Origin of the sequence: Trinickia sp. Y13 (genome assembly GCF_029522115.1) — a bacterium.
Lineage (GTDB): Bacteria > Pseudomonadota > Gammaproteobacteria > Burkholderiales > Burkholderiaceae > Trinickia.
Window position 1 is genome coordinate 84,728 of the sequence record NZ_JAKWFK010000017.1, and the last position, 23,534, is coordinate 108,261.

The 23,534-nt window shown below is 62.8% G+C and carries 25 protein-coding genes; 12 read left to right on the forward strand and 13 right to left on the reverse strand.

Features of this window, described 5'->3' with window-relative positions:
- Nucleotides 1–35: 35 nt before the first annotated feature.
- From plcR to MMB74_RS23750, 8 genes are all read right to left on the reverse strand, one after another.
- On the reverse strand, nucleotides 36–758 hold the full coding sequence (plcR, locus tag MMB74_RS23715) for a phospholipase C accessory protein PlcR (RefSeq protein ID WP_277431105.1): 723 nt from the start codon (nucleotides 756–758) through the stop codon (nucleotides 36–38).
- Between the two features lie 187 nt (nucleotides 759–945).
- Complete coding sequence (locus tag MMB74_RS23720) at nucleotides 946–2,385, reverse strand: AcvB/VirJ family lysyl-phosphatidylglycerol hydrolase (protein WP_277431106.1); 1,440 nt, start codon at nucleotides 2,383–2,385, stop codon at nucleotides 946–948.
- Nucleotides 2,382–4,940 carry a bifunctional lysylphosphatidylglycerol flippase/synthetase MprF gene (gene mprF / locus MMB74_RS23725; protein WP_277431131.1) on the reverse strand — a complete coding sequence of 853 codons (2,559 nt, stop codon included), beginning with the start codon at nucleotides 4,938–4,940 and terminating at the stop codon, nucleotides 2,382–2,384. Before mprF ends, MMB74_RS23720 begins: the two co-directional genes overlap by 4 nt.
- A 221-nt stretch (nucleotides 4,941–5,161) precedes the next feature.
- A complete protein-coding gene (locus MMB74_RS23730) occupies nucleotides 5,162–5,347 on the reverse strand; it encodes a hypothetical protein (protein ID WP_277431107.1) in 186 nt (61 codons plus the stop codon).
- A gap of 60 nt (nucleotides 5,348–5,407) precedes the next feature.
- Nucleotides 5,408–6,718 (reverse strand): NYN domain-containing protein, encoded by a 1,311-nt coding sequence (locus MMB74_RS23735; protein WP_277431108.1) that lies wholly within the window; start codon nucleotides 6,716–6,718, stop codon nucleotides 5,408–5,410.
- A 105-nt stretch (nucleotides 6,719–6,823) separates the two neighbouring features.
- On the reverse strand, nucleotides 6,824–8,392 hold the full coding sequence (locus MMB74_RS23740; protein ID WP_277431109.1) for a SulP family inorganic anion transporter: 1,569 nt from the start codon (nucleotides 8,390–8,392) through the stop codon (nucleotides 6,824–6,826).
- Between the two features lie 95 nt (nucleotides 8,393–8,487).
- Nucleotides 8,488–9,114: a carbonic anhydrase gene (locus tag MMB74_RS23745; protein WP_277431110.1), complete on the reverse strand. Its 627-nt coding sequence runs from the start codon at nucleotides 9,112–9,114 to the stop codon at nucleotides 8,488–8,490.
- 265 nt (nucleotides 9,115–9,379) lie between these two features.
- Complete coding sequence (locus MMB74_RS23750) at nucleotides 9,380–10,906, reverse strand: AMP nucleosidase (protein ID WP_277431111.1); 1,527 nt, start codon at nucleotides 10,904–10,906, stop codon at nucleotides 9,380–9,382.
- A gap of 166 nt (nucleotides 10,907–11,072) precedes the next feature.
- On the opposite strand from MMB74_RS23750, the gene MMB74_RS23755 reads away from it, so the two are divergent.
- The 3 genes from MMB74_RS23755 (at nucleotide 11,073) to MMB74_RS23765 (ending at nucleotide 13,407) form a co-directional block, all read left to right on the forward strand.
- The gene (locus tag MMB74_RS23755) at nucleotides 11,073–11,480 is read left to right on the forward strand and encodes a hypothetical protein (protein WP_277431112.1); all 408 of its coding nucleotides are present in this window, start codon (nucleotides 11,073–11,075) and stop codon (nucleotides 11,478–11,480) included.
- 134 nt (nucleotides 11,481–11,614) lie between these two features.
- Nucleotides 11,615–12,610, forward strand: a complete 996-nt coding sequence (locus MMB74_RS23760) for a homoserine kinase (protein ID WP_277431113.1) — start codon at nucleotides 11,615–11,617, stop codon at nucleotides 12,608–12,610.
- Nucleotides 12,601–13,407, forward strand: coding sequence for a BPSS1780 family membrane protein (locus MMB74_RS23765; protein ID WP_277431114.1), 807 nt, complete (start codon nucleotides 12,601–12,603; stop codon nucleotides 13,405–13,407). Before MMB74_RS23760 ends, MMB74_RS23765 begins: the two co-directional genes overlap by 10 nt.
- A gap of 45 nt (nucleotides 13,408–13,452) precedes the next feature.
- Here MMB74_RS23765 and MMB74_RS23770 read toward each other — a convergent pair whose 3' ends face one another.
- Nucleotides 13,453–13,629 (reverse strand): DUF3563 family protein, encoded by a 177-nt coding sequence (locus MMB74_RS23770; RefSeq protein ID WP_277431115.1) that lies wholly within the window; start codon nucleotides 13,627–13,629, stop codon nucleotides 13,453–13,455.
- Nucleotides 13,630–13,761: 132 nt separating this feature from the next.
- Nucleotides 13,762–14,919 carry a PHB depolymerase family esterase gene (locus MMB74_RS23775; protein ID WP_277431116.1) on the reverse strand — a complete coding sequence of 386 codons (1,158 nt, stop codon included), beginning with the start codon at nucleotides 14,917–14,919 and terminating at the stop codon, nucleotides 13,762–13,764.
- 265 nt (nucleotides 14,920–15,184) lie between these two features.
- Between MMB74_RS23775 and MMB74_RS23780 the strand changes: the two genes are divergently transcribed.
- The 7 genes from MMB74_RS23780 to MMB74_RS23810 all read left to right on the forward strand — a co-directional run bounded on the left by MMB74_RS23780 (nucleotide 15,185) and on the right by MMB74_RS23810 (nucleotide 20,003).
- A complete protein-coding gene (locus tag MMB74_RS23780; RefSeq protein WP_277431117.1) occupies nucleotides 15,185–15,919 on the forward strand; it encodes a phosphatase PAP2 family protein in 735 nt (244 codons plus the stop codon).
- 177 nt (nucleotides 15,920–16,096) lie between these two features.
- Nucleotides 16,097–16,891 carry a molybdate ABC transporter substrate-binding protein gene (gene modA / locus MMB74_RS23785; RefSeq protein ID WP_277431118.1) on the forward strand — a complete coding sequence of 265 codons (795 nt, stop codon included), beginning with the start codon at nucleotides 16,097–16,099 and terminating at the stop codon, nucleotides 16,889–16,891.
- A 28-nt stretch (nucleotides 16,892–16,919) separates the two neighbouring features.
- On the forward strand, nucleotides 16,920–17,594 hold the full coding sequence (gene modB / locus MMB74_RS23790) for a molybdate ABC transporter permease subunit (RefSeq protein ID WP_277431119.1): 675 nt from the start codon (nucleotides 16,920–16,922) through the stop codon (nucleotides 17,592–17,594).
- Between the two features lie 10 nt (nucleotides 17,595–17,604).
- A complete protein-coding gene (locus MMB74_RS23795) occupies nucleotides 17,605–18,312 on the forward strand; it encodes an ATP-binding cassette domain-containing protein (RefSeq protein ID WP_277431120.1) in 708 nt (235 codons plus the stop codon).
- Nucleotides 18,313–18,378: 66 nt separating this feature from the next.
- Nucleotides 18,379–18,618: a DUF6516 family protein gene (locus MMB74_RS23800; protein ID WP_277431121.1), complete on the forward strand. Its 240-nt coding sequence runs from the start codon at nucleotides 18,379–18,381 to the stop codon at nucleotides 18,616–18,618.
- Entirely contained in the window at nucleotides 18,615–18,977 is a 363-nt protein-coding gene (locus tag MMB74_RS23805; RefSeq protein ID WP_277431122.1) for a transcriptional regulator, read from the forward strand. Before MMB74_RS23800 ends, MMB74_RS23805 begins: the two co-directional genes overlap by 4 nt.
- Before the next feature lie 465 nt (nucleotides 18,978–19,442).
- The gene (locus MMB74_RS23810; RefSeq protein ID WP_277431123.1) at nucleotides 19,443–20,003 is read left to right on the forward strand and encodes a hypothetical protein; all 561 of its coding nucleotides are present in this window, start codon (nucleotides 19,443–19,445) and stop codon (nucleotides 20,001–20,003) included.
- 110 nt (nucleotides 20,004–20,113) lie between these two features.
- Here MMB74_RS23810 and MMB74_RS23815 read toward each other — a convergent pair whose 3' ends face one another.
- From MMB74_RS23815 to MMB74_RS23825, 3 genes are all read right to left on the reverse strand, one after another.
- A complete protein-coding gene (locus MMB74_RS23815; protein WP_277431124.1) occupies nucleotides 20,114–20,410 on the reverse strand; it encodes a hypothetical protein in 297 nt (98 codons plus the stop codon).
- Nucleotides 20,411–20,575: 165 nt separating this feature from the next.
- Nucleotides 20,576–21,127: an isochorismatase family protein gene (locus MMB74_RS23820; protein ID WP_277431125.1), complete on the reverse strand. Its 552-nt coding sequence runs from the start codon at nucleotides 21,125–21,127 to the stop codon at nucleotides 20,576–20,578.
- A gap of 343 nt (nucleotides 21,128–21,470) precedes the next feature.
- A complete protein-coding gene (locus tag MMB74_RS23825; protein WP_277431126.1) occupies nucleotides 21,471–22,220 on the reverse strand; it encodes a hypothetical protein in 750 nt (249 codons plus the stop codon).
- 211 nt (nucleotides 22,221–22,431) lie between these two features.
- On the opposite strand from MMB74_RS23825, the gene MMB74_RS23830 reads away from it, so the two are divergent.
- On the forward strand, nucleotides 22,432–22,845 hold the full coding sequence (locus MMB74_RS23830; protein ID WP_277431127.1) for a hypothetical protein: 414 nt from the start codon (nucleotides 22,432–22,434) through the stop codon (nucleotides 22,843–22,845).
- Between the two features lie 449 nt (nucleotides 22,846–23,294).
- The coding region (locus tag MMB74_RS23835; RefSeq protein ID WP_277431132.1) for a transposase at nucleotides 23,295–23,534 on the forward strand (240 nt) is incomplete at its 3' end.

Sequence of the window (23,534 nt, forward strand, 5' to 3'; positions counted from 1 at the left end):
GCTGCCGGCGCAGGCGAAATGCATGCGCCGTACGTTCAGTGAGTAGCGGATGAAGAAGCGTGGTCGAACAATTGCACGCGCAGCGCTTGCAAGCGTTGACCGATGACGATTTGCTGCTGCTGCGGATCGGACACGGTTGCTTGAACCTCATCGATCACCGCTTTGCTCTGCCTCGCATACGCTTGATAACGCGGGTCTCGCGCCGGAGACGGTCCAACCGTTCGTCGAGCGTACGCGTCCCACTGCTCGCGCGCCGCTTGCAACTGCGCTTCGCGTGCGGCGGAGTTCGGCTCGGCATCGCCGAGCAACGCGGCGGTCATGACTTCCGCTTGCGCCGGCAGGACTTCATTGCGAGCAACGTGTTCGGGCAGATCAGCGAGAATTTGCCGGGCCAATTGCGCGCGTTCGGCTACGCCCATGCGCGCCTTGTCGCGCCCGTATGCGGCCACTCGATCGCGAAAGCGGGCGAACGCCACGATGCGTCCGATCTGAGCTTCGGCGTCGATTCGCGATGCGAGGGTCTTGCGCAAGGCGTCGATATTCAGCGCGCGTTCGGCCGGGCCGGGCTCAGCGGCGGCAGCGACTCGCGTGGCGATATCGGGGGATGGTTGAAGATCGATCGTCGACGCGTCGGTCGACCGGATAGGCGAGAAGGCATCGCCCGGCAAGCGTCGTTCATATCGCCACAGCGCGATGACGACCGCACCCGCAACCGCAACGAACAACACCCTGCGCCAAAGCGTTTTGACTCGCTTCATGCCGCCTCCCTAAGTCCGTCATCGCTGCGCGATGCTTAGATAGGGCTACGTTTTAGGACGAAAGGCAGCGGTCGTCAAAATCAACGCTAAGCGTGGCACTCTAAATTGATTGCGCGCGTCGATTGCGCATGAAACACGTCTCTGTTGCGCATAGCCGATGCGGATGGCAAGCGGCCCTCCGGCGCGCTTACTTCACGCCGGCCGACCGCTCGTTCGACGACACGCGCTTCTCCCAGCCTTGCAAGATGCGTTTCTCGAGAGCGTCGTATCCCCCGCCGAAGTGGTGCCCGCCCGAGGTGCGAATCACCTCGCGCGTGCCCGCGAGATCGGGGCACAACGTGTCGTCTTCGTTTTCGCCGTAGAAGCATTGCACGATGCTGGCAGGGAGCCGCTCGACTTCCGGCTTCGCTTGCAGCGCTTTGTCGCTCGGCGGCATGCCGAGCCAGCCCGTGACGCGCACTTGAAAGTCCGCCGCGCGCGCAAAGCCGAGCAGCGAGACGATCGAGACCTTGTCACGCAAATCGTTGGGTAGGCGGTTATACGCGAACGGCATCACGTCAGCGCCAAACGAGTAGCCGATCAGCGCAAAGGAATTCGCATGCCAGCGCGAACCGTAGGCGCGCAGCACCCGGGCAAGATCGCGGCTCACTTGTTCCGGTTTCTTCTCGCTCCAGAAATAGCGCAAGCTGTCCCAACCCACCACCGATACGCCATCTTTCTGCAATTGCTCGCCGATGGTCTTGTCGAGATCGCGCCACCCGCCGTCGCCCGACATCACGATTGCGAGCATGCCGCGCGGGTGCGCCGCCGGCAGTTCGATGAGCGGCAAATCGGAAACGTCTTGCTCGCCTGCCGTGATTGCCTGCAAGTGCGGACGAACCAATGCGGCAAGTTGCTCGGCCCTTAATGTCGATGCGGCGAACACGCGCATCGGCTTTCCCGTGAACGGCGCCATCAACGCCTTCGCATCTTTGTCGAAATGAAAGCCTGGCGCATTGGCGCCTTCTTTGACGGCCGAGCGCAACGCGCGCTGCATCGCGTCCGTCGCGCGTTGTTGGGTCACGCCGAACTCGACGAAGCCCGGCAATACGCTACCCCGGCTCACGGTCGGGTCGGGCGGGCATTGATGAAACTCGCTGCGCAAGGCCGCATCGGCATCGATGGCCGCGGCGCCCGCGATCGTATTGGCCGGCGCTTGCGCGAGAACGTGCAATGCAAGCGTGGCGCCCTGCCCGGTTCCGGCCATGATCGGCGCGAAGTAGCGATCGGATTTCAGTTGGCGCTCGAGTTGATGGCTGAGCGCTTCGGCATCGCCGTCGAGATAGCGGCAATCGCGCCCCGTGGCGGCGAGATTCGCTGCGTAGCGTCCGGTGTCGACGCCAACGGTCAGTGCGCCTTCGCGAGCCAGCGCCCGCGCGGCTTGCGCATCCGCCTCCGTCCATCCTTTACCGGCGGAAAACAGCACGACGAAGCCGCGCATCTCGCCTTGCGGCCATTCGACAGCGACGTCGCCATAACGCCCGCCCGATACGCGCGATTCGGCAGCCTGTGCGGTGATGCAGAAACATACGCCGGCAACGACCACGGCCAGCCGTTTGGCTTGAGTAAGTACTGAATTGAGTTTCATGAACGGCGCCCGCCGGCCAAAATTGAAAGGTCCACCAATGTTACGAGCGCACTGGCCCAGCCGGACACCGCCAGATAACGCGGCTCCCAGCGCGGCTGAAATTTGCCCTTGAATGCACGCAGGCCTTGGAAATTGTAGAAACGCCCGCCGAAGCGCCATACCATCGTCGCCAAGCGGTGAAGCGGCGAGCTGAGCGGCATCGGTTGCACGCCCGAGAACGGCGCAACGCCAAGACTCAAGGACCGATAGCCGCCGCTCTTCAAGAAGAGGGCAAGCTGCACGAACAGATAGTCCATGACGTATGGCGATGCATCGGCCACGTGACGCATGACGCCAACCGTCGCTTCGACGTTCAGGTCGGTCGTCATGAACGTCGTAAACGCGACGGGCTCGCCGTTCTGGCGAACGAGCATCACCGACTGCGCGGCGAGATAGGCTTCGCTGAATGCGGCGACTGAGAAGCTCTTCTCGCGCGCCGAACGGCTCTTGAGCCAGCTGTCGGAGATGCGGCGCAGAATGTCCAGATGCCCGGGCACCGCGGCCGCATCGATCACCTCGATCGTGCAACCGTCCCGCTCCGCCCGGCGCAGCGAGTATCGCAATGCGGCTCGCTTAGGCCCGTTCAGATCGAAGCCGTCGAGCGCGAGCCGCGCCTCCTCGCCGAGCTTCATCAAGGTCAAACCCGAATCCAGATAGAGCGGCAGCGAATCGGCACGGACCTGATAGAACGCGGCACGGCCTCCGTGCTGGTGCGCCAGCACGACGAATTTGCGGATCAGTTGCTCCCACTCGCAACGCGGCCCAACCGGATCGTGCAGCGCGGCCCAGGTCCGGCCATGCTTGGCATACATCAAGAATGCTTGGCGCGAATCGGAGAACAGGAAGCTCTTGTCGCCCATCATCGCGAGTCCGGCATCGCTGCGCTCCTGCGCGCGAATGATCTGCACCGCGTCGGTGAGATCTTGCGAACTCGGACGCACGAAGCGCCCTGCCGCAGGCCGCAACAGTTGCCACAGCGAAAACGCCGTCGCGACGAGGCCGGAAGCGAGCATCGCGCGCAGCGAGCGCGACGCGCGCTCATCGAATGCGAACTGCCACCATAGATCGTTGCGGTAAGGCACGTTGCGATAGGCGAAGAACATCACCCACAGCGCGCACATGAGCACGATCGCCACCGAGATCAACCATCCGCCGGTGAACGGCTCCGAGAACAGCGCGGTGCGCCGATTGAAGTTGCGGCGCGTGCTGACGAGCAGCACCAGCAGCGTCGCCAGGATGCCCGCTTCGACGAAAGCCAACCCTTTGATGACCGAGAGCACGAGGCTCGCCGCCGTCAGCGCGACGGCCACCCACCAGGCCGCGTCGAGCCGGCGCAGCAGGCCGCGGGCGACGAACAGCAACAACACGCCGAGCACACCGCTGACCAGTTGCGAGCTTTCGAGCGCCCATAGCGGCACGAGCTGATGCAGCACGGCGAGCCGATGCGCCAAAGCGGGCGTCGCGCTCGACATGATCAGCATCGAGCCGGTCACGAACGTGATGAGGCAGAGGAACAACGGCGCGAGCCGGCCGATGCGCGCGACGCGGCGCAACGGCAGCCGTGCGCGCAACGCCCTGCCCTCGTAGCCGGCCAGCACGCCCGCCGATAACACGAGCGGCAAGCCGAAGTAGACGGCGCGATAGGCGAGAAGGGCGGCAACGAGCGCGGGCGTCGTCACATCGCCGCGCAAGGCGAACACCATCACCGATTCGAAGATGCCGACGCCGCCCGGGGTATGGCCCAAGATGCCGAGCAGCAACGACACGGAGTAGACCGCGAGAAAGCTGATGAAGTCCGAGTGCGTGCTGGGCAAAAAAGCCCATAACGCCGCCCCCGCGCCGACGACGTCGACGATTCCGAAGATGATTTGCGCCGCCAAATCGGCCCGTGCGGGAATATCGATCGCTATTGCGCGCCACGGCGTTTCGATCCGTTTCGTGCGCGCGCCGCAACAAGCGACGGCCGCAGCCAGCGCGACGAGCACGAGCGCACTGCCGAGGCGCAATGGACCCGGCGAGAGATGCGTCATCGTCGCGAGCAGGTTGGTATCCCAAAGCGCGCCCAACGCGCCGATCGCGAGCAATGCCATGACGAGCGAGACGCTCGTGAATACCGTGAGGCGGCCGACCTGCGCCGGCGTGACGCCAGCCGCGCCATAAACGCGGCAGCGCACCGCACCGCCCGTCAGTGCGCCGAACCCCGCGATATTGCCGAGCGCCGAAGCGGCCGTGGCGCCGATCCAAAGCAGCGCTCGCGGCACCTTCGCCCGAACGTGGCGCAATCCGATTTCGTCGCGGGCGACGAGCGCGACGAAGCTCAGTGCCGTCGCAGCCAGCGCAACCGCCCACTTGTGCGGGGCGATACTGAACAGTTGCCGGCTGACCGAATGGTAATTGATGCTCTCGGACATCTCCTGCAGCGCAAACAACAGGAGAATGCAGATGGCCAGCGCGAGCGCAGGCGCCAGCAAGCGCTTGATGCCGATATGCCGCAGCCTCGCGCCAAACGCGACCATGGTCTTCAAACTGCGGTCCCCAATACGTCCGAGCATCTTTTCTGTCGTCGATCGTGCAAGCCGGCGGTTGGGATCGCGGCGGCGGTCACGCACCGTTCGACGAGCCGGGGCACCGCCCGCGGCCGACGATCGATCGGTGTAGCAAGTTGTGAACTTTTACAACGCGGGAAGGCGGGTTTCGGTTGACCGGCGCGGGCCCGGTGCCTGAAATTTAATGAGGGTCAGAGAAACGGCTTACCGTCGAGCTGCTCGTAGACGACGGTGCCGTCGTCTGTTTCGATTTGTTCGACGTAATTGCGCGCGCCGCACATCGGACAACGGAACAACAACCCCTGGCCTTCATTCTTGATGACGACGTCCGACAGCGCCCATTGGGCTTGGCAGCTCTGATTTCTACACGTAAACACTGATGTTCTCCAGCTCGATGCTCAATTCGTTGCTAAATGTCGTTTTGTCGTTTGAATCGTTCAATGCTCGTTGCCGCTTGCGGCCGCGCTCTTGCGCGAGCGACCGGCGCGCGCGCTCGACTTGCGCGCGGTTCTCGCCGGTTTCGCCTGCGCGGGGGCCTCGATTCCCGGCTCGCCCTCGGCGCTGACGGCTTGCTTCGAGACGTTGCCGCCGGCGGTCGGCGCCTTTTTCGCCGCCGCTTTGCGCGTGCGGCGCGGCTTTGCAGCTTCGTGCGTCGGCGCTTCCTGTACCGAGGCTTCGTAGGTCGAGGCTTCGTGCATCGGCGCAGCTTCGCTCGACGCGGGTTCGAACGGCAGCGTCTCGAGCGCTGTGACGGGCTCGACCGGCGATGGCGCCGTGGCGCTCGGTGCGGTTTCGCGCCCTTGCTTGCGCCCGCCCTTGCCCCGCTTGCGGCCTTTGTTGTTGGCCGCCTCGCCAGCGACGCCCTCCTCCTGCACGACGGGAGCGCCCGCCGCCGCGGCCGCTCTCACCGGCTCGGGCGCATCGGCAACGGTTGGGCGATAGACGAACGCCCCCGACTTGTCGTCGCGCCCCACTTCGAGCAATCCGCGCGCTTGGGCTTCATCGAGCAAATTGCCGAACGCGCGAAAACCGTAATACGACTCGCTGAAATCCGGCTTGCGGCGCTTGATCGCGCTCTTGAGCACCGAGGCCCAGATCTTCCCGCTTTCGCCGCGTTCGGATGCGAGCGCATCGAAGGTCTCGACGGCAATGGCGATCGCCTTGGCCTTGCGCGATTCCATCTCGGCCTTCGGATGCTTGTCTTCGTCGGCCGCGCGTTTGGCCGCCACGCTCGCTTCGCGCGATTCGCGCTTGGCCGCCGCACGCTGCTGCTCGCGCACGAGATCGTCGTAGAAGATGAATTCGTCGCAATTGGCGACGAGCAAGTCGGACGTCGAGTTCTTGACGCCGACGCCGATCACCTTCTTCGCGTTCTCGCGCAACTTCGAGACGAGCGGGGAAAAATCGGAGTCGCCGCTGATGATGACGAAAGTGTCGACGTGCGACTTCGTGTAGCAAAGGTCGAGCGCATCGACGACGAGCCGAATGTCGGCGGAATTCTTGCCCGATTGGCGCACGTGCGGAATTTCGATCAGCTCGAAGCTGGCCTCGTGCATCGACGCCTTGAAGCCCTTGTAGCGATCCCAATCGCAATAGGCTTTCTTGACGACGATGCTTCCTTTGAGCAGTAGCCGCTCGAGCACGGGCTTGATGTCGAACTTCTCGAATTTCGCGTCGCGCACGCCCAGCGCGACGTTCTCGAAGTCGCAGAACAGCGCCATGCTGACGCTATCTTGTGGGGAAGCCATAAATCTCTCCGGCCGATGAGGCGCATGGTTCGTTGATGTTCAATTTGCGCACATGATAGCCGGTTGTGAGAACGAGCTCGCCCCGAGCGGCACAGCAACGGCGAATTATCCCGTCGCGCGCGTCAGCACGGCAGGCAAGCGGATGCTGGTCTCCTTGGCGACATTCGGCTGCGGCCAGCGCACGCGCTCGACCACGATCTGCTTGCGCTGCGCTTCTTCCGCAAACGCGTCGATCGCCTCGCGTATGTCGGCATCGATGAAGTCGGCCCGTTCCGCATCGATCAGCACCGTGGCACGCTCGGGAATCTGCGCGAGGCAGTGAGCCAGCGCTGGCTTGGAGAAGAAGGTGGCGTCCTTACGGAACGAGAGCAGAAAGTAATCGTCGTGCCGCGTGAGCATGAAGGTGCTACCGAAGCTTGCGCGCATCGCGAACAAGACGCTCGTTGCAATGCCGATCCCGATGCCGATCAAGAGGTCCGTCGCGAGCACGCCTGCGATGGTCGCCACGAACGGAACGAAGCGCCCGGCGCCTTCGCGCGCCATGACGACGAAAAGACGCGGCTTAGCGAGTTTGTAGCCCGTCTGAATCAAGATCGCCGCGAGGCTTGCCAATGGGATGAGGTTGAGGACGGCAGTGAGCGCGAAGACGCTGGCGAGCAACAGGGTGCCGTGAATGATCGCCGACAGGCGCGTCTGCGCCCCCGCATGCACGTTGGCCGAGCTGCGCACGATGACGGCCGTCAACGGCAGCCCGCCGAGCAGTGACGCGGCGATATTGCCCGCGCCTTGCGCTTTCAATTCCCGATCGGGCGACACCCGGCGGCGTTTGGGGTCGATCTTTTCGAGCGCTTCGAGACTGAGCAGCGTCTCGAGACTGGCGACGATCGCGAGCGTCACCCCTACACGCCACACATCGGGATCGACGAGTTGCGAGAAGTCCGGCATGGAGATGGCGTTCACGAGTGCGCCGAAGGAGTCGAGCGCGACGAGCGACACGCGATGTTCGACGGGCGTGGCAAACGACGGCGCGATCCAATCGAGCACCAGCGTGACGCCAATGCCGAGCGCGACCGCGGCAAGCGGTCCCGGCACGGCGCGCACGAGGGCGTACCGTTTGGCGAACGCAGTCTCCCATGCAAAGAGCATCGCAACGGAGGTCGCGCACAACACGAGCGATATCGGCAGGATCCGTCCGAACGGCGTCGATAGCGCGCCGGCATGCGCCACATGCGCCTGGGCGCCCGAGAGCAGCCCCGCCCCTAGCGGAATCTGCTTGAGGATCAAGATGATGCCGATCGAAGCGAGCATGCCTTTGATGACGGCGGCCGGCACGAAGCTCGCCAAGCGTCCGGCTCGCAGCAGGCCTAAGCCGACTTGCAGCGCACCGGCGATCAGAACGGCGGCAAGGAATGCCGAGAAACTACCGAGCGAGGCTATCGCAGAGACGACGATCACCACGAGCCCTGCGGCGGGGCCGCTCACGCTCAAATGCGAGCCGCTCAGCAAGGCAACGACGAGCCCGCCCACGATCCCCGACACGAGGCCGGCGAACGGATGGACGCCCGATGCAGTTGCGATGCCGAGGCACAGCGGCAGCGCGACGAGAAAGACGACGATGCCGGCGAATACGTCGCTGCGCAAAGTGGAGAAACGCGAGGCAGAAGAGAGGTCCATGATATGGCGAAGACGAGTTTAGCCGCGCCGCGCGCGAGCGCGCGGCGAACGAAGGCAAACGATGGTCGGATGGGCTTGGCTAACTAGCGATGCATCTATGCGGCGTCGCGCAGCAGCTTGACCGGCTGCGGCGCTTCTCCGGCATCCGTCAGCGAGGTCAACAACCCTTGCCGCAAGCCGAACACCCAGCCATGCAGGGCCGGCCGATGCGGGGCGCTGCGAACGATCGGCGACTCGCGTAGCAGCCGCACCTGTTCGATGACGTTCAATTCGACCAGGCGATCGACGCGCGCCTCGATATCGTCGATGGCGTTCAAGGCATCGCGGTGACGCTCGGCGAGTTCGCGCAAGCCGGCGATGCGCCGATTGACCGCGGGCAATGAATCCGACGGCGCGGTGAGCGCCGCCCGCACCCCGCCGCAATGGTGATGGCCGCAGATGACGATATGCTCGACGTGCAGCGCATGCAGGGCATATTCGATGACGCTCGATGTATTGCCGTCATCGGAGGTGTAAAGGTTGGCGATGTTGCGATGGACGAACAGCTCCCCCGGCTGTGCATTCGTGATCCGTTCGGCAGGCACACGGCTGTCGGAACAACCGATCCATAGAATGCGAGGCTGCTGTCCGCATGCGAGCCTTTCGAAGAAGCCGGGGTCTCTTGCCGATACTTCCTGCGACCAGGCTCGATTGGCAAGCAACAGGCGCTTCGCGTGGTTCATTAACGTCCTCCTGAAGTCCGTACGAACGCAGTCCGTCATGCTTCCAAATGGCATAAGACTGCGTTACGAAAAGCTTACGATCAGACGAATCCGAAAAAAATAAAAAAATAAAATATTCGTTAAGGGGCCGGAGTCGATGCATTCATTCGGTGCAAAGCACCGGTTGGGGGCAATCGTTGCGCAGGCGCGCTCGACGGCTAGGCGTTGTGGCCCCCGCCCCGGATCACGGGCCGGATCGCGTATGCCAAACCGTGGCCTCTTGTCTTTATTGAAACGCGACTTCGGCGAAGCTGCGCAGTTTGCGACTGTGCAACCGATCGAGCCCGTTCATGCGCAGCAACTCCATCGCCTTCACGCCGATTTGCAGATGCTGGTCCACCTGGGCGCGATAGAACTGATCGGCCATTCCTGGCAGCTTCAGTTCCCCGTGCAGCGGTTTGTCCGATACGCACAACAGCGTGCCGTATGGCACCCGAAACCGGAAACCGTTTGCCGCGATCGTCGCGCTTTCCATATCGAGTGCGATGGCGCGGCTTTGAGATAGCCGCTGCACCGGTTCGCGGTGGTCGCGCAACTCCCAATTGCGGTTGTCGACGCTCGCCACCGTGCCCGTGCGCATCACGCGCTTCAACTCGGCGCCTTCGAGCCGCGTCACGTGCGCAACGGCACGCTCCAAGGCGACCTGCACTTCGGCCAGCGCCGGAATCGGCACCCACAGCGGCAAATCGGCATCGAGCACGTGGTCCTCGCGGACATAGCCATGGGCCAGCACGTAATCGCCGAGCCGCTGCGTGTTGCGCAGCCCCGCGCAGTGGCCGAGCATGACCCACGCATGCGGACGCAACACCGCAATGTGATCGGTGATCGTTTTCGCGTTCGACGGCCCCACGCCGATGTTGATCATCGTGATGCCGCTGCCGTCGGCGCGCTTGAGGTGATAAGCGGGCATTTGCGGCAGCCGCGCGGGTGCGGTGCCTTCATCGGGCTGCTCGCCGATGTTGGCGTTGTACGTGACGACATCGCCGGGTTCGACGAACGACGTGTATTCGCTTCGATAAGCGCGCAGTTCCTCGTCGTCCGTATGGGACATCAATTGCCGGCCGAGCTTGGTGAACTCGTCGATATAGAACTGGTAGTTCGTATAAAGCACGTAGTTCTGAAAATGGGTGGGCGAGGTGGCCGTATAGTGCTTCAGGCGATGCAGCGAAAAATCGACGCGCGGCGCGGTGAACAGGGCGAGCGGCAACGGTTCGCCCGGCAGCGGCTCGTAGGTGCCGTTGACGATGCGATCGTCGAGCGCGGCCAGATCCGGCGTATCGAAAACGTCGCGCATGGCCATCAATCGATCGCGCCCGAGATCGCCTTCGAGATGAATACCCTCGGCAAAGGCAAAGTGAATCGGGATCGGCTGCTGCGAGACGCCCACCTCGATCTCGACGTGATGGTTCTTCGCCAGCAAGCGTAGTTGTTCGCGGTAGTAGTTGGCGAACAGATCGGGGCGAGTCACAGTCGTCTCGAATACGCCTGGCCCGGCGACGAACCCGTAGGAGCGGCGCGAATCGACGTGCGTGACCACTTCGGTGCGCACGCGCACGAACGGATAACAGGCACGGACGCGCTCGTTGAACGGCTCGTTGCGCCGATAGCGAGAAAAAGCGTCGCGCAAGAAAGCGGCATTGGTTTCGTAGATTTCGGACAAGCGCGTGACGGCGTCGGCGGCGTCGGTGAACGCTTCGGTCGGGAAATCGGTCGGGTGCATGGCGCGCGCATGCTGCGTCAGGTCGTTTTTCATCGTTCGTTTCGCGTCGTTCGTTGCAACGACATTACCACGAAGCGCGCCAATACGGCCCTCGCGCGGCCGGCCGCCGCGTACCCTGGGCCGCACTAAGTTTTCGTCAGATCGCAGGCGGATCGAGGGGCGCATTTGCTAGAATCGAAGGATCTTCCGGAGATCCGCCATGAAGCCGTACCTTTCCGCCGCCGTTTATGCGGGGCTTGCCGTCGCGAGCCTTGCCGCCCTGCCGCGCATCGCACTGGCAGGCGCGCCCGCAAACGACGCGCAAGCGCAGCGCGCCGCCAACGAGGCGGCAGGCTTGCCCGATCTGACTCAAATCAATCGCCCCGCCGCCGAGGTATCGTCGAAGGTCGACATCAATGACGTGCCGCGCAGGCCGAGCTTCTATGAGAAGAGCGCCAACGGCACGGAAATCACCGAGTATCGCGATCGCGGCAAACCCGTCGAAATCGACGTCCGCTCGAACTTCGGCACGCACTATCAAATGAGCGCGTCGCCGGACACGTCGCCCAAAGTGCACAACAGCGCGCAACCCAGCACGCGGTTGCCCTCGATCAACCTGCACTACTGATTCGCACCGGATTCACACCGCAGCCCACGCGAGCGCCCGATTCATCGATCGCCCGCGTGCGCCCCCGGCTGGCGCTCATGTAGTCGTCGCGCGCGCCGGCCTCCCATTTCACCACCGCATTCGAAGCCTTACGCATGGCCGTCTTTACCGCTGTCAACGAAACCGACCTTGCGCACTGGTTGCGCCACTACCGTCTAGGCGAACCCGTCGATTTTCGCGGCATTCCTTCCGGTATCGAGAACAGCAACTTCTTTCTGACGACGACGCGCGGCGCCTATGTGCTCACGGTGTTCGAGAAGTTGACGGCCGAGCAATTGCCGTTCTACCTCGAACTGATGCGCCACCTCGCCAAGCATCAGGTGCCCGTGCCCGATCCGGTGCCACGCAACGACGGCGCCCTGTTCGGCTTGCTGCACGGCAAGCCGGCGGCCATCGTCACCAAGCTGCCGGGGGCGCCAGAACTGGCGCCGGGCGTCGAGCATTGCCATGAGGTGGGGCAAATGCTCGCGCGCATGCATCTCGCCGGGCGCGACTTCACGCCGAATCTGCCTAACTTGCGCAGCCTGCTCTGGTGGCAAGAAACGGCGCCGCAGGTGTTGCCGTTTTTGAGCGAGGCGCAACGCGACCTGCTCGAATCGGAGCTTGCGCACCAAAGCGCCTTCTTCGCTTCGGACGACTACGCCGCGCTGCCCGGCGGTCCTTGCCACTGCGATCTATTTCGCGACAACGTATTATTTCACCCGGCGCAGCCGAGCACCGGTCATACGGTGCGGCTCGGCGGCTTTTTCGATTTCTACTTCGCGGGCTGCGACAAGTGGCTGTTCGACGTTGCGGTGACGGTCAACGATTGGTGCGTCGATCTCGCCACAGGCAGGCTCGACGCACAACGCGCGGACGCGTTGTTGCGCGCTTACCAGAGCGTGCGTCCGTTCACGAAGGAAGAGTCGCGCCATTGGACCGACATGCTGCGCGCGGGCGCCTACCGCTTCTGGATGTCGCGCCTTTATGACTTTTACCTGCCCCGTGAGGCCGAAATGCTCAAGCCCCACGACCCTACTCATTTCGAACGCATCTTGCGCGAACGCCTAGCCGGCGTTGCACCGTTGGACGCGTCAAATTCATGCAACTAACCGAAGTTACCGCAAAAACCGGCTATGTCTGGTATCGCCAGGGCATTTGGCTGTTCCGTCGAAATCCGCTCGGCTTTCTGACGATCTTCTTTACTTATCTGCTGGCGATGTGGGCAGTGTCGCTGATCCCCTTCGTCGGCGCCGTGTTGCCGCTCGTTCTGATTCCGGGCATCGCCGTTGGGTTCATGGCTGCATGCCGCGACACGGTGGCCGGTAAGCTCGTCTTCCCGACGGTGCTTGCCGATGGATTTCGATCCTATGGCGCGACGGCGGCCATACGCTTGCTCGAACTCGGCGGCATCTATGTCGCCGCGATCGCGCTCGTGTTCGCCAGTTCGGCGCTGGTGGATGGAGGGGTGCTGTTCAAGCTGATGATGGGCACGGAAGCCGTGACGCCGGAGACGCTCGTGGGCAGCAATCTGTTGCTGGCCGGGCTCGTCTCGTTCGCGTGCTATCTGCCGGTCGCGATGCTGTTTTGGTTCGCGCCGGTGCTCGCGGCATGGCACGACGTGCCGCCCCTCAAAGCGATGTTCTTCAGTTTCATGACCTGCTGGCGAAACCGCGGCGCGTTCATCGTTTATGGCGCGCTATGGTTACTCACAGCGGTGGTCGTATCGACCGGGCTATCGCTGTTGATGGATGCGATCGGCGCACGCGCTTATGCGTTCACTGTGCTGTTTCCAGCCTCGATCACGCTGACGACGATGCTCTACTGCTCGTTCTACGCTACGTATCGCGGCTGCTACGGCGTGCAGGAGCCAGGCCGGACCGACACGCCAGGGGCATCCAGCATCTGACCGACGCGGCCAACCCGTACCGGGCGGCGAAACGCGGCGCGGGGCTTAACGCGCAGCTTGCCAGGACGGGTGTGCGACCGCAGCTTCGCGATCGAGCTTGCGCATACGGAACTCGAGATCGTAAAGATCGGTGGCTTCGGCCAAATAGGCGTCGTTGCGCGCCTTTTGGCGCTCGTCGGCGGTTTGGGTCAGCAGCAGGAAAAGGCGGGTAAGCAAGAACATGGTGTACCTCGTGCGGTAGTAGGTGTTAACACCTAAGCGATAACCCGAATTATAGGGAAAACCCTAGGGTTGCGCCAGCACCATCTTTCCTTGTGGTTTTTCCGCATCAAAGCCGCCCGGCCCGGCGTCGCGCTAGCGAGCCGCCGCCCTGCGAGCGGCCGCGGGGCGGCGGCGGCGATGATCCCGCAGAAACGCCCAGATCATCGTGCTCGCGTCCGGCCCCGTGCTCGAGTGGAACGGCACCGCTTCATCGCCGCCCGCCCATGCGTGGCCGAGTCCGGCAACCAGGCACAGCCGCACCGCGGGGCGATTGCCGATCGAATAATCGTGAATCCGCGCGCAACCCTCGCTCGTTTCGTTCAGCGTCCCATCGACGAGCGCCCCCTCGCCGTCGATCAAACCGTTCAGTCGCAAAAACGCGAGACCCACCTGCTCGGCGTTTTTTGGCGCGACCACATGGTCCGCATCGCCATGGACGATGATGGCGGGCATGCCGGGGTAGCTTGCCGGATCCACCAACGCGTCCACGAGCGCGATCGGGTCGCGCCGGGCGCCGCGCCGCATCACGTCCATCGCCGTCATGCCGGAATGGGCTTCGCCCAATGCTGGGGCGGAATGCAGTGCAACCGCCGCGAACCGTTCTGGATAGTGCAGCGCCAGTAGCGACGCCAGCCCCGCTCCCGCGGAAAGCCCCACGAGGTAGACCCGCTCGGGGTCGACGCCCTGGTGCTCGATCAGCGAATCGACGAGCGAGACGATCGCGCGCGCCTCGCCTAGGCCCGCCGTGTCGCGATCGTCATACCAATGCCAACATCGATGCGCGTGGGCATGCTTGGATTGCTCCGGATACACCACGGCAAAACCGTTCGCGTCGGCCACCAGGTTCATTCGGGTGCCCAACGCGAACTCGTCGATCGTCTGTTTGCATCCGTGCAGCATGACGACCAGCGGCATGGGCTTGCGCGCAGCCGTCGGCGGAATGTAAAGACCGTAGGACAAATGATTGACGAGGCGGCCCGGCAGCGGCGGCGCGGAATGATACGAACGCGTCCAATCTCCCTTGGCCCAGGCGCCCGCGCGGGGGCGGACCCGCGATTCGCGCGCTTCGGCGGAGTCGCGGGCGGTCCGGGCCGCACGCGCAGGGCGTTCGGGCGCGCGCCGGACCGGCGCGGCGCGCTTGCGACGCTTCGTTTTCGTCAATTCGCGCAGGTACTCGGCTTGCGCGTTCGGAACGCCGTTAATCAAGCGTTTGAGGCCCTGAAGCCAGAGCTTCGTCAGACTTTTGGTCATTCGGCGTGGCTCGCTAAAAAGGGACAAATTTATCTGCTGAGCAGCTTTTTGCCGCAATGCACAATATACCCTCTTCGTGCTATCGCGCTCCGCATGGCCTCTCACCAGTTGAACTTGGCGCCGCGTTCGCGATCGCACTTCCGAGCGGCGCCGCGAAGTGCCGCTCTCGTTATACTGTCCCTTCCGCGTGTCGTCGCATTGAACGTTCGCGCGTTAGTGATATAGATAGGCGTCGCGCGGCATCTGCCCGTGGCACAAGCTCGACATGCACGACTTACCCCTTCACCTCTGGTTCTCCATCACGCGCCTCGGCGGTGCGGGGTTGACGCTGCCTCTGGCGGTCGCGATTGCTTTGTGGCTCGCCCTCGGCTATTCGTGGCGGCTGGCGGCCGGGTGGCTCGGCATCGTCGGTGCGGCTGCAACGATCGTCACGCTCACGAAGATCGCGTTTCTCGGCTGGGGCGTCGGAGTGCGCGAGTGGGATTTCACGGGAGTGAGCGGCCATGCCATGCTGTCGACGGCCGTGTATCCCGTCGCCTTCTTTCTGACGCTGCTGCCCGCCCGCACCGGCATCCGGGTGCTCGGCGTCATATGCGGGTTGGGTGCGGGTCTCGCCGTCGGGCTCTCGCGCGTCGTGCTGAGCGCCCATTCGCCGTCGGAGGCCGTGGCGGGGTGTGTCGTCGGCGCGCTCGCCGCGATTTTATTCGTGTGGTCGGCCTGGAACGCCAAACCCGGGAAGCTATCGGCCGTCCCCGTGGCGGTCAGCCTGCTCATGTTGGCAGTCGCATTGCACGACGTGCGCGTGCCCACGCAATACTGGATCACGCATATCGCGCTACATCTGTCGGGCCGCGATCGGCCGTTCATTCGCGCTCGCTGGCGCGTAGGGCATGAAGCGCCTCGGTCGCGCCCTGCCGCGCCATCCGGCCACAGCGCCGCCCTGCCGGGGTCGTCTGCCCAAGCCGTGCTCGCGAGCCGTTCGCCTAAGCCGTTGGCCTGAGCGGCCGGGACACCGTTCCGGCCCCGTCGCGCAAGCCGGGCGTCGGCCCTACCGCCCGGCTGTTGCCAGCTTCATCGACGCGTTCACCTCATAGGCGCGACCGTATGCCTGGCATCGCGCCACCCGTTATTACCTCCGGTATATTACGATGTCGGTTTCAACCCCTCCCTTTGGATCATGAGCAACCCCGTGTCCGCCGTCCGTCGCTACGCCCGCGCTGCCGCCGCGTGCTTTTCCGCCGCCGCGTTCTTCGTTCCCAGCGCCGCACGTGCCGATGAACTCGTCGTGTCGGCGGCCGCGAGCCTGACCAACGCGTTTCGCACGATGGCCACCGCCTTCGAAAAAACGCATCCGAAAACACAGGTCGTTCTCAATCTCGGCGCGTCGGACGTGCTGCTTCAGCAAATCCTGAACGGTGCGCCCGCCGATGTGTTCGCCTCGGCCGACGAAACGGCCATGGACAAAGCCGTCGAGGGCAAAGCCGTCATCCCGGATACGCGCCGCGATTTCGCCACCAATTCGCTCGTCATGATCGTCCCCTCCGACAGCCGGTTGCCCGTGCGGTCGGTGCGCGAAGCGATGATGCTGGCTCAGGTCAAGCATGTCGCGCTCGGCAATCCGGCCTCGGTTCCAGCGGGGCGGTACGCCAAGGCGGCGCTTGAACACGAGGGGGCGTGGGACGTCGTCAGCGGCAAAGCGGTGCTGGCAGGCAACGTCCGCGAAAGCCTCGACTACGTGGCGCGCGGCGAGGCCGAAGCCGGGTTCGTCTTCAGCACCGATGCGGCGATCATGCCGCACGCGGTCAAAGTCGCCGCGTCCGTGCCGACGCAAACGCCCGTCACCTACCCGATCGCGCTCGTGCATGGCAGCGCTCATGCCGCCGACGCCAAGGCGTTCGCCGATTTCGTGCTGTCGGCGCAGGGCCAGGCGATTCTCGCCAAATACGGCTTCATGCCGCCGGCGCAACATTGACCACCGATATCCAACCGAGACGCCCATCGTGCAAGATGCCTGGATCCCCCTTGCGCTGTCGCTGAAAGTGGCCGGTTGGGCGACCGCGCTCGATTTGCTGTTCGGCGTCGCCGCCGCGCGCGCGCTCGCCCGCTGGCGCTCGAGCGCGCGCGATGTGGTGGACGCCTTGTTGACGCTGCCGCTCGTGATGCCGCCAACTGTGCTCGGCTACTATCTGCTCGTGCTGCTCGGGCGGCGCGGGCCGATCGGCGCGTGGCTCGACACGTTCGGCGTGCGCGTCGTGTTCACTTGGGAAGGCGCCGTCATCGCATCGATGATCGCGGCGTTCCCGCTCGTGCTCAAATCGGCGCGCGCCGCCTTTGAAGCCACCGATCCCCAGTTGGAGCATGCGGCCCGCACGCTCGGCCTCAGCGAAACCGCCATCTTCTTTCGTGTGACCTTGCCGCTCGCGGCGCGCGGCATCATGGCGGGCGCGCTGCTTTCGTTTGCGCGCGCCCTCGGCGAATTCGGCGCGACGCTCATGTTGGCGGGCAACTTGCCGGGGCGCACGCAGACCCTCTCGGTAGCCGTCTACTCGGCGGTGCAAGCGGGCGACGATCACACAGCGAACGTGCTGGTGCTCGTGACTTCCGTCGTCTGCGTGATCGTGCTGCTCGTGGCCGGGCGGCTAGTCCCGCAGCACACGCTGTTGACCTCGCGCTGAGGACGCCGCCATGAGCCTCGCCGTCGATATCCAAAAAACGTTGATCACGCGCGAACGCAAGTTCGAGCTGTCCGTGTCGTTCACGGGGAACTGCCAGCGCATCGTTTTATTCGGCCCCTCGGGCGCGGGCAAGACGTTGACGCTGCAAGCGGTGGCGGGTCTGCTCAAGCCCGACCGCGGCACGATCACGCTCGGGGGCGAACCGCTATTCGAAGCGGGGCGCGGGATCAACGTCCCGGCGCGTTCGCGCGGCGCGGCGTACCTGTTCCAGGATTACGCGCTGTTTCCCCATCTGAATGTCAGGCAAAACGTCGGTTTTTCGTTACGGCAAGGATGGCTCAATCCACGCGCGCGAGAAGTGACGCGCACTGTCGAGTATTGGCTCGACGCCTTCGAATTGCACGCCGTGGCCGGCAATTACCCAGCCGAACTGTCGGGCGGACAAAGACAGCGCGTCGCGCTCGCGCGCGCATTGGCAGCGCAGCCGCGCATCCTATTGTTGGACGAGCCGTTTGCCGCGTTGGACGCCAACATGCGCGAACGGATGCGGCGCGAGCTGTCGGATCTGCAAACGCGGCTCGACATTCCGATGGTGCTGATTACCCATGACGAAGCCGACGTCGCGGTGTTCGGCGATCAAGTGGTTCAGATCGACCAAGGCCGCGTGCAGAACGTGGCCCATTACGAGGCCTTTGCGGCACGCAACGCGTCTCGGTGAGTGCCGCGAAGGTCAGTGTTGGCGAACCCGGCCCAGCGATGATTGGGGCGCCGAATCGTTGGTTGCATGGCTAGGCCATGGGCCAGCGAGCGCACGCTGACGCCGGCGAACCACCCGAGAAAATCCCCGCCGCCCGCGTGGCTGTTCTATGGGTATGTTGGCAGTCGTGTCGTCGGATACGACAACGAGCGGCCCAAGGGCGACCATCGGCACGTCGACGGCGTGGAAGAACCATATCGATTCACTACCCCGGAAGACTTGGTCCGGGAGTTTCTCGCGGAAGTCACGCGCAGGAGAGCACTATGAAAACCGCCACCATTCGCATTCGCCGGGACACGGCGACCGCGCTCGCGGAAATGGGCGAGCGCTTTATCGAGGCCTGGCGCGAAGGCAAGTCTGACACGGACACATTCGAGTTCGAATCGCCCAAAGCCCTGTTCACCGTACTGACGCCGAAGCGCTGGGAATTGATCGAGCGTCTACAGGCACTTGGCGACGTCAGCTTGCGCGCGCTCGCACGGAGCCTGGAGCGTGACGTGAAGCGGGTTCACGAAGATGCCGCTGTGTTGCTCGACTGGGGGCTGATTGAGCGCACCGCGAACGGCAAACTTCACGTGCCGTACGACAAGGTTCATATCGAGTTCGATCTGCTCGCAGCCGCCTGAGGTGCGACTCTCCGGAACCGCAGTACCGGCACGTTCATTGCCCAGCGGTTCGTGCAAACCCTCTCACGCCTCAATAACCTCAGGGAGATGGTTCACCTGCCTTGCGCAGATCGGGAACGCCTCGAGGCCACAACTCCGGTTCGCGACGTGAGGAAGCCGGTACCGATTTGTGAACACCGTGTTTTGGCGCACGACGATGGGTTATCAGGGCGGAGCCGGCGTTCGAAAGTCCAGGTGAAAGCGTAGGCCAACGTCCGTAGATGGCCGCACTGCGCCATACGACGTCGTCGCGCCGGTGCTGTGGCCCATGACGACATCCGGGGGCAAGTTTCGACCCTGAGCGGTCTCTCGTATCCCTCCAAAGCAGCCGCTGAAACCGAGAAACCTCGATCGTCGGTGGAAGTTTGGAAAGTTGGCGCCACTCTATACTGGCGGCTAGTTCGACAACTCTACTTAGGTGGTTTAGTGACGATTACGTCTTTGATCGGTGACGTACAGCGACGTTACATTGAATTTTTCACGGCTGCCCGCGACCGCATTTCGGCCTCTGAAGAAAACGTCGCCACAGAGGTATTAGTCGCTCTCAACAACGATCAGATCCCGTATCCGTATCGTTATCTCAGAGTCGACGTGCTCTCCAAAAACTCCGATGCCGCGATCAAGCCATTCGAGTTGACGCTTGACCCAGACCCAAATTTTGAGGCGACCGAATTCAAGTTTGGTGGGGTTCAGGTCGCGATTTATCCGTTCAGCTGGAACAGGGCACAAATCGTTTTCGAAAAGGCGATCGCCGATCAGCAGCAGTTGGACCGATTTATTACTCGGTGGCTCGACGTTGAAGAAACAGAAGCTCACGCCTATGACAATCTTAGCGGGGTGGCTCATTCCTTCACGCCTGTCGAATCGAATGGCGAGTGGTGGTACCTGACAGTTGACTTTGGTACGGCACCGGCGGAAGCGATGATCGAATTTATCGAAATTCTGGTGTCTCACGGCATGATGCGGATCACCGTACAGGCTGGATGACGATCGTCAACGATCTACGCCGCGCGGTCGACCGGCCGCTGTTGGCCGAATAGGGTTGCACCATCGGAACGCCCACTTCGAGGGACGGGTGACCCCCGCCCGCGCTGCCGCTAACGCATCCGGTAAATCTCTGTTTTCCAGTCGAGCAGCAATTCTGCAACTCGCTTGGACTCTTCCAGATTTCCGTTCAGCGCCATCTTCTCAGTCGCAACGTTATCCAAGTACGCCGCTATGAGCGAGGCGCTGGCTCCCTCTTGCAGCATGGAGAACACTTTCGGCAAATACCGTTGGTATTCATCGCGTGTTACGGGATCGGGCGCAACGCCAATAGGATCCCATACGTAGTACAGAACTTCATCCGCTCTGCGGTAGAGTTCAAGTTCGATATCGCTCAATTTCTGTCCCATAGCGCCTCGTTTCACTTTCTGCTATCGCCCGTCGATGAAGCGACACGTCGATGGTCAACGATCTAGACCTTGATGTCGACCGACCGCTTTTGGCCGATCAGCTTCCGAAGAGACAGGCCGGCTCCGGCCCTGAGGGCGGAGCCTCTCTGCGACGCTTCATCATGTTTATTGGAACTCCGTTTCCAGAACGTCCGCTAGCCCAAGTAGTCTGACGCGTCTGCCTGACATCGACGAATTCGCCCAAACGAAGTTCTGATGCTCGACGATTTTGTCTGCGGTTAGATGCGGCTTGTCATGGGTCGTGTGAAGGTCGGACGCGACCATGGTGCGCAGGCCAAGCAGTTCCGCCCGGCGAGCCGTGGCGTTGACACAGAACTCCGATGCATACCCGCACAGCAGTACGCTATCAATATCCTTTTCCCTGAGTTGCTCCGCAAGCAAAGTGTTCTGAAACGAATCGCCGACAGTCTTGAAGATCGCCCCGTCATTCTGCTCGCGAACCAAGCCGGCGGGTAATTGCCACGCGTCGCTGCCGTGCGCCAGTGGCCCATTCGCATCGCTCTCGTGCTGCACAAAAAAGACAGGGGCATTCTTGCTGCGCGCCGCGCCCGTGACTCGATTGATGCCATCGATCACATCGTTGGCGCGATACGCGGCCGCCTGGCCGCTAAAAAACTTTTTCTGCACGTCGATAACGATGACGGCAATACGGGACATGAAAGCCTCGCAGTTCGTTGGTCATAGGGACGAGTCCAGCGGCACTGACGAAACAGAGCCGTGGTCTGCCGACGATTCCATTCTCAGCTTTGCTAGCGCCGTTACCGAGGAACTCTAGGTAAGCTGCCGCTCGGCAGCTTTTCCCATTGTCGACGATGTGCCTAGAACCGTCCAATGTCGGCTGTTGGCCGCTCGACGCTATCCGGAGAGGACATCATCGGTGTGTCGGCATGCCGCGACGCCGAGATAGCAAACCGTGCTCTCCAGCTTCGTATCTCCGAGTAGCAACTGCACTGCCCGGCGGTTCTTCGTCCGCCAATAGACGTCGTATCGATCGACCGCTTCAATGCGCTATGCCGTCGAGCGACCTATCAAAGACGCCGACTTGCGCCATCATGCTCTCATCGAGGCCGCTGATCGCGCGGGCGAGATCGGCTTTGATCAAATCGGTCGAGTAATAGCTGTACGGGTCGTTGAGCTTCACCGAATAAATGCGTTGTCGAAGGACGGCTTCGTGGGTATCGCCCGCGAACATCACGATCTCACCGATGATGAAGCGCGAAAGGTAGCTCATCGGTCCAGGCGGGCCATAGGTTGGCGACACACGAATGATCAGCACCGCGTCGCTGTCGCGATAGACGGGGCCCCCGGCATGCCAGAGGTTATGGTCGTCACGCGCGAACGTAGGGAGCGCCGGATCTGACGCATCGACTTCTCGCACGACGTAGCCGTGGGAACGTAGCGCCGCTTCGATACCGTCCGTAAATTTGCGATTCAATTGCGTGTCGCCTAGCTTCTTCGTGACGACATCGTCAAACGCGAGCGGGTTCTGTTTGGCGTTGTGAGCATTCGCGACGGCGGCCGCGGTGCCCGTGGCTATCGCAACGATCGCGCCGCCGCCTACAGACTGGAACTCGAACTGCGGCCGCCCGGCGGAGTACACGGCCTTGCCGGGATAGACGACCGTAACGGTGTGAACGCTACGAATCTTCGCCGCATCGACCTCGGCGTGCGGGGCCGATGCGCAGCCCACGAGAAGAACCGTGAGCGCGGAGATCGCGGCCAGGTTAAAGAAGTTGAAGGTTGAGCGCATCGGTGGTCCCGTTTAATTGGCGTTATCGACTATTCCGCGATACGCGCTATATCGGATCGTTTGCGGGAAACTTGAGCGAACGACATTCGTTCGTGAACCACGGGCTCGTATATGCGCCGATCATCAATCGCCTCCTACACGTCATTCATGGCAGCCATGGTGCTCTTGATGATAGATTTCAAGGCTTTGAAAGATATCCGATGCAGCCCCCATGATTCTGACCGGACTCGAAGTCGTTCGCGCGCTGGAAGGTGCTGAGGCTCGGCATTTGGCCCAGCAAGTGGCTACTTACCGTAGCTTGACGAACCGTGAAAACGTTAGTGCGCTCGAAATTTGCGGAGGCATCGCGGCGTTGACCGAAAATGTTCTTGGAAGAAAGATGAATCACGTCACGGGGCTCGGCATGGGCACCTCCGTAAGCACCGAGGCAATTGAGCAGCTTGAAGCGGCGTATCACGCGAGAGCACTGGATGTCGAGATCGATCTTTGCCCGCATGGAGACGCCACCACGCTCGCTGTTTTGACGGAGCGTGGATATGCGGTCAATGCATTCAGCAACACCTACGTCCGGACCCTCCGGGATAAGGACCTGGAAAACGACTACCCGATGGCATCGAGATCGTAACCGATCGGTCCGTCGTCGAGGACGAGTTCGTGTCACATTCGATTGCTGGTTTCGAAGTTCAAGCAGTGCGTCGACCACCGATCCTGCTCGCAGCGCTGGCGAAAGTCGCCGTTGCGAGAGCCGATACGATGCTCTTCGCCGCTAGGCTGGACGGACGTCTCGGGGGCACGGCAGCCATGAGCGTCGTTGTAAGTTCCGTTGGGAAGATCGCACATCTCTATATTGCCAGCACGCACCTGCCGCATCGCGGTCGTGGCATTCAACTCGCACTGATCCGCTCAAGATTGGCTGCGGCCCAGCAGGCCGGGTGCACCACGCGAGCATCACAGCTCGGCCTCGGAACGCTAGCGCCCGCAATACGGAGCGGGCCGGGTTTAGCCTCGCTTACACAAAGGTGGAGTTGACCCGGTTTCGTGGACACCTATCCTTTGGAACAGGAGGTGCCTGCCATGGGAAAGCACCACAACCCCTACGCGCCGGAATTCCGGGCGCAGATGGTCGAGTTAGTCAAAGCCGGCCGGTCGCCGGAAGAGCTTGCGCGCGAGTTCGAGCCGACAGCGCAAACGATCTACAACTGGGTTGCACAATCGGATCGCGACAGCGGCAAGCGGCATGATGGCCTGACGACGGCGGAGCGCGAAGAGCTGACGCGACTTCGTCGGGAGAATCGCCAACTGCGGCTTGAACGG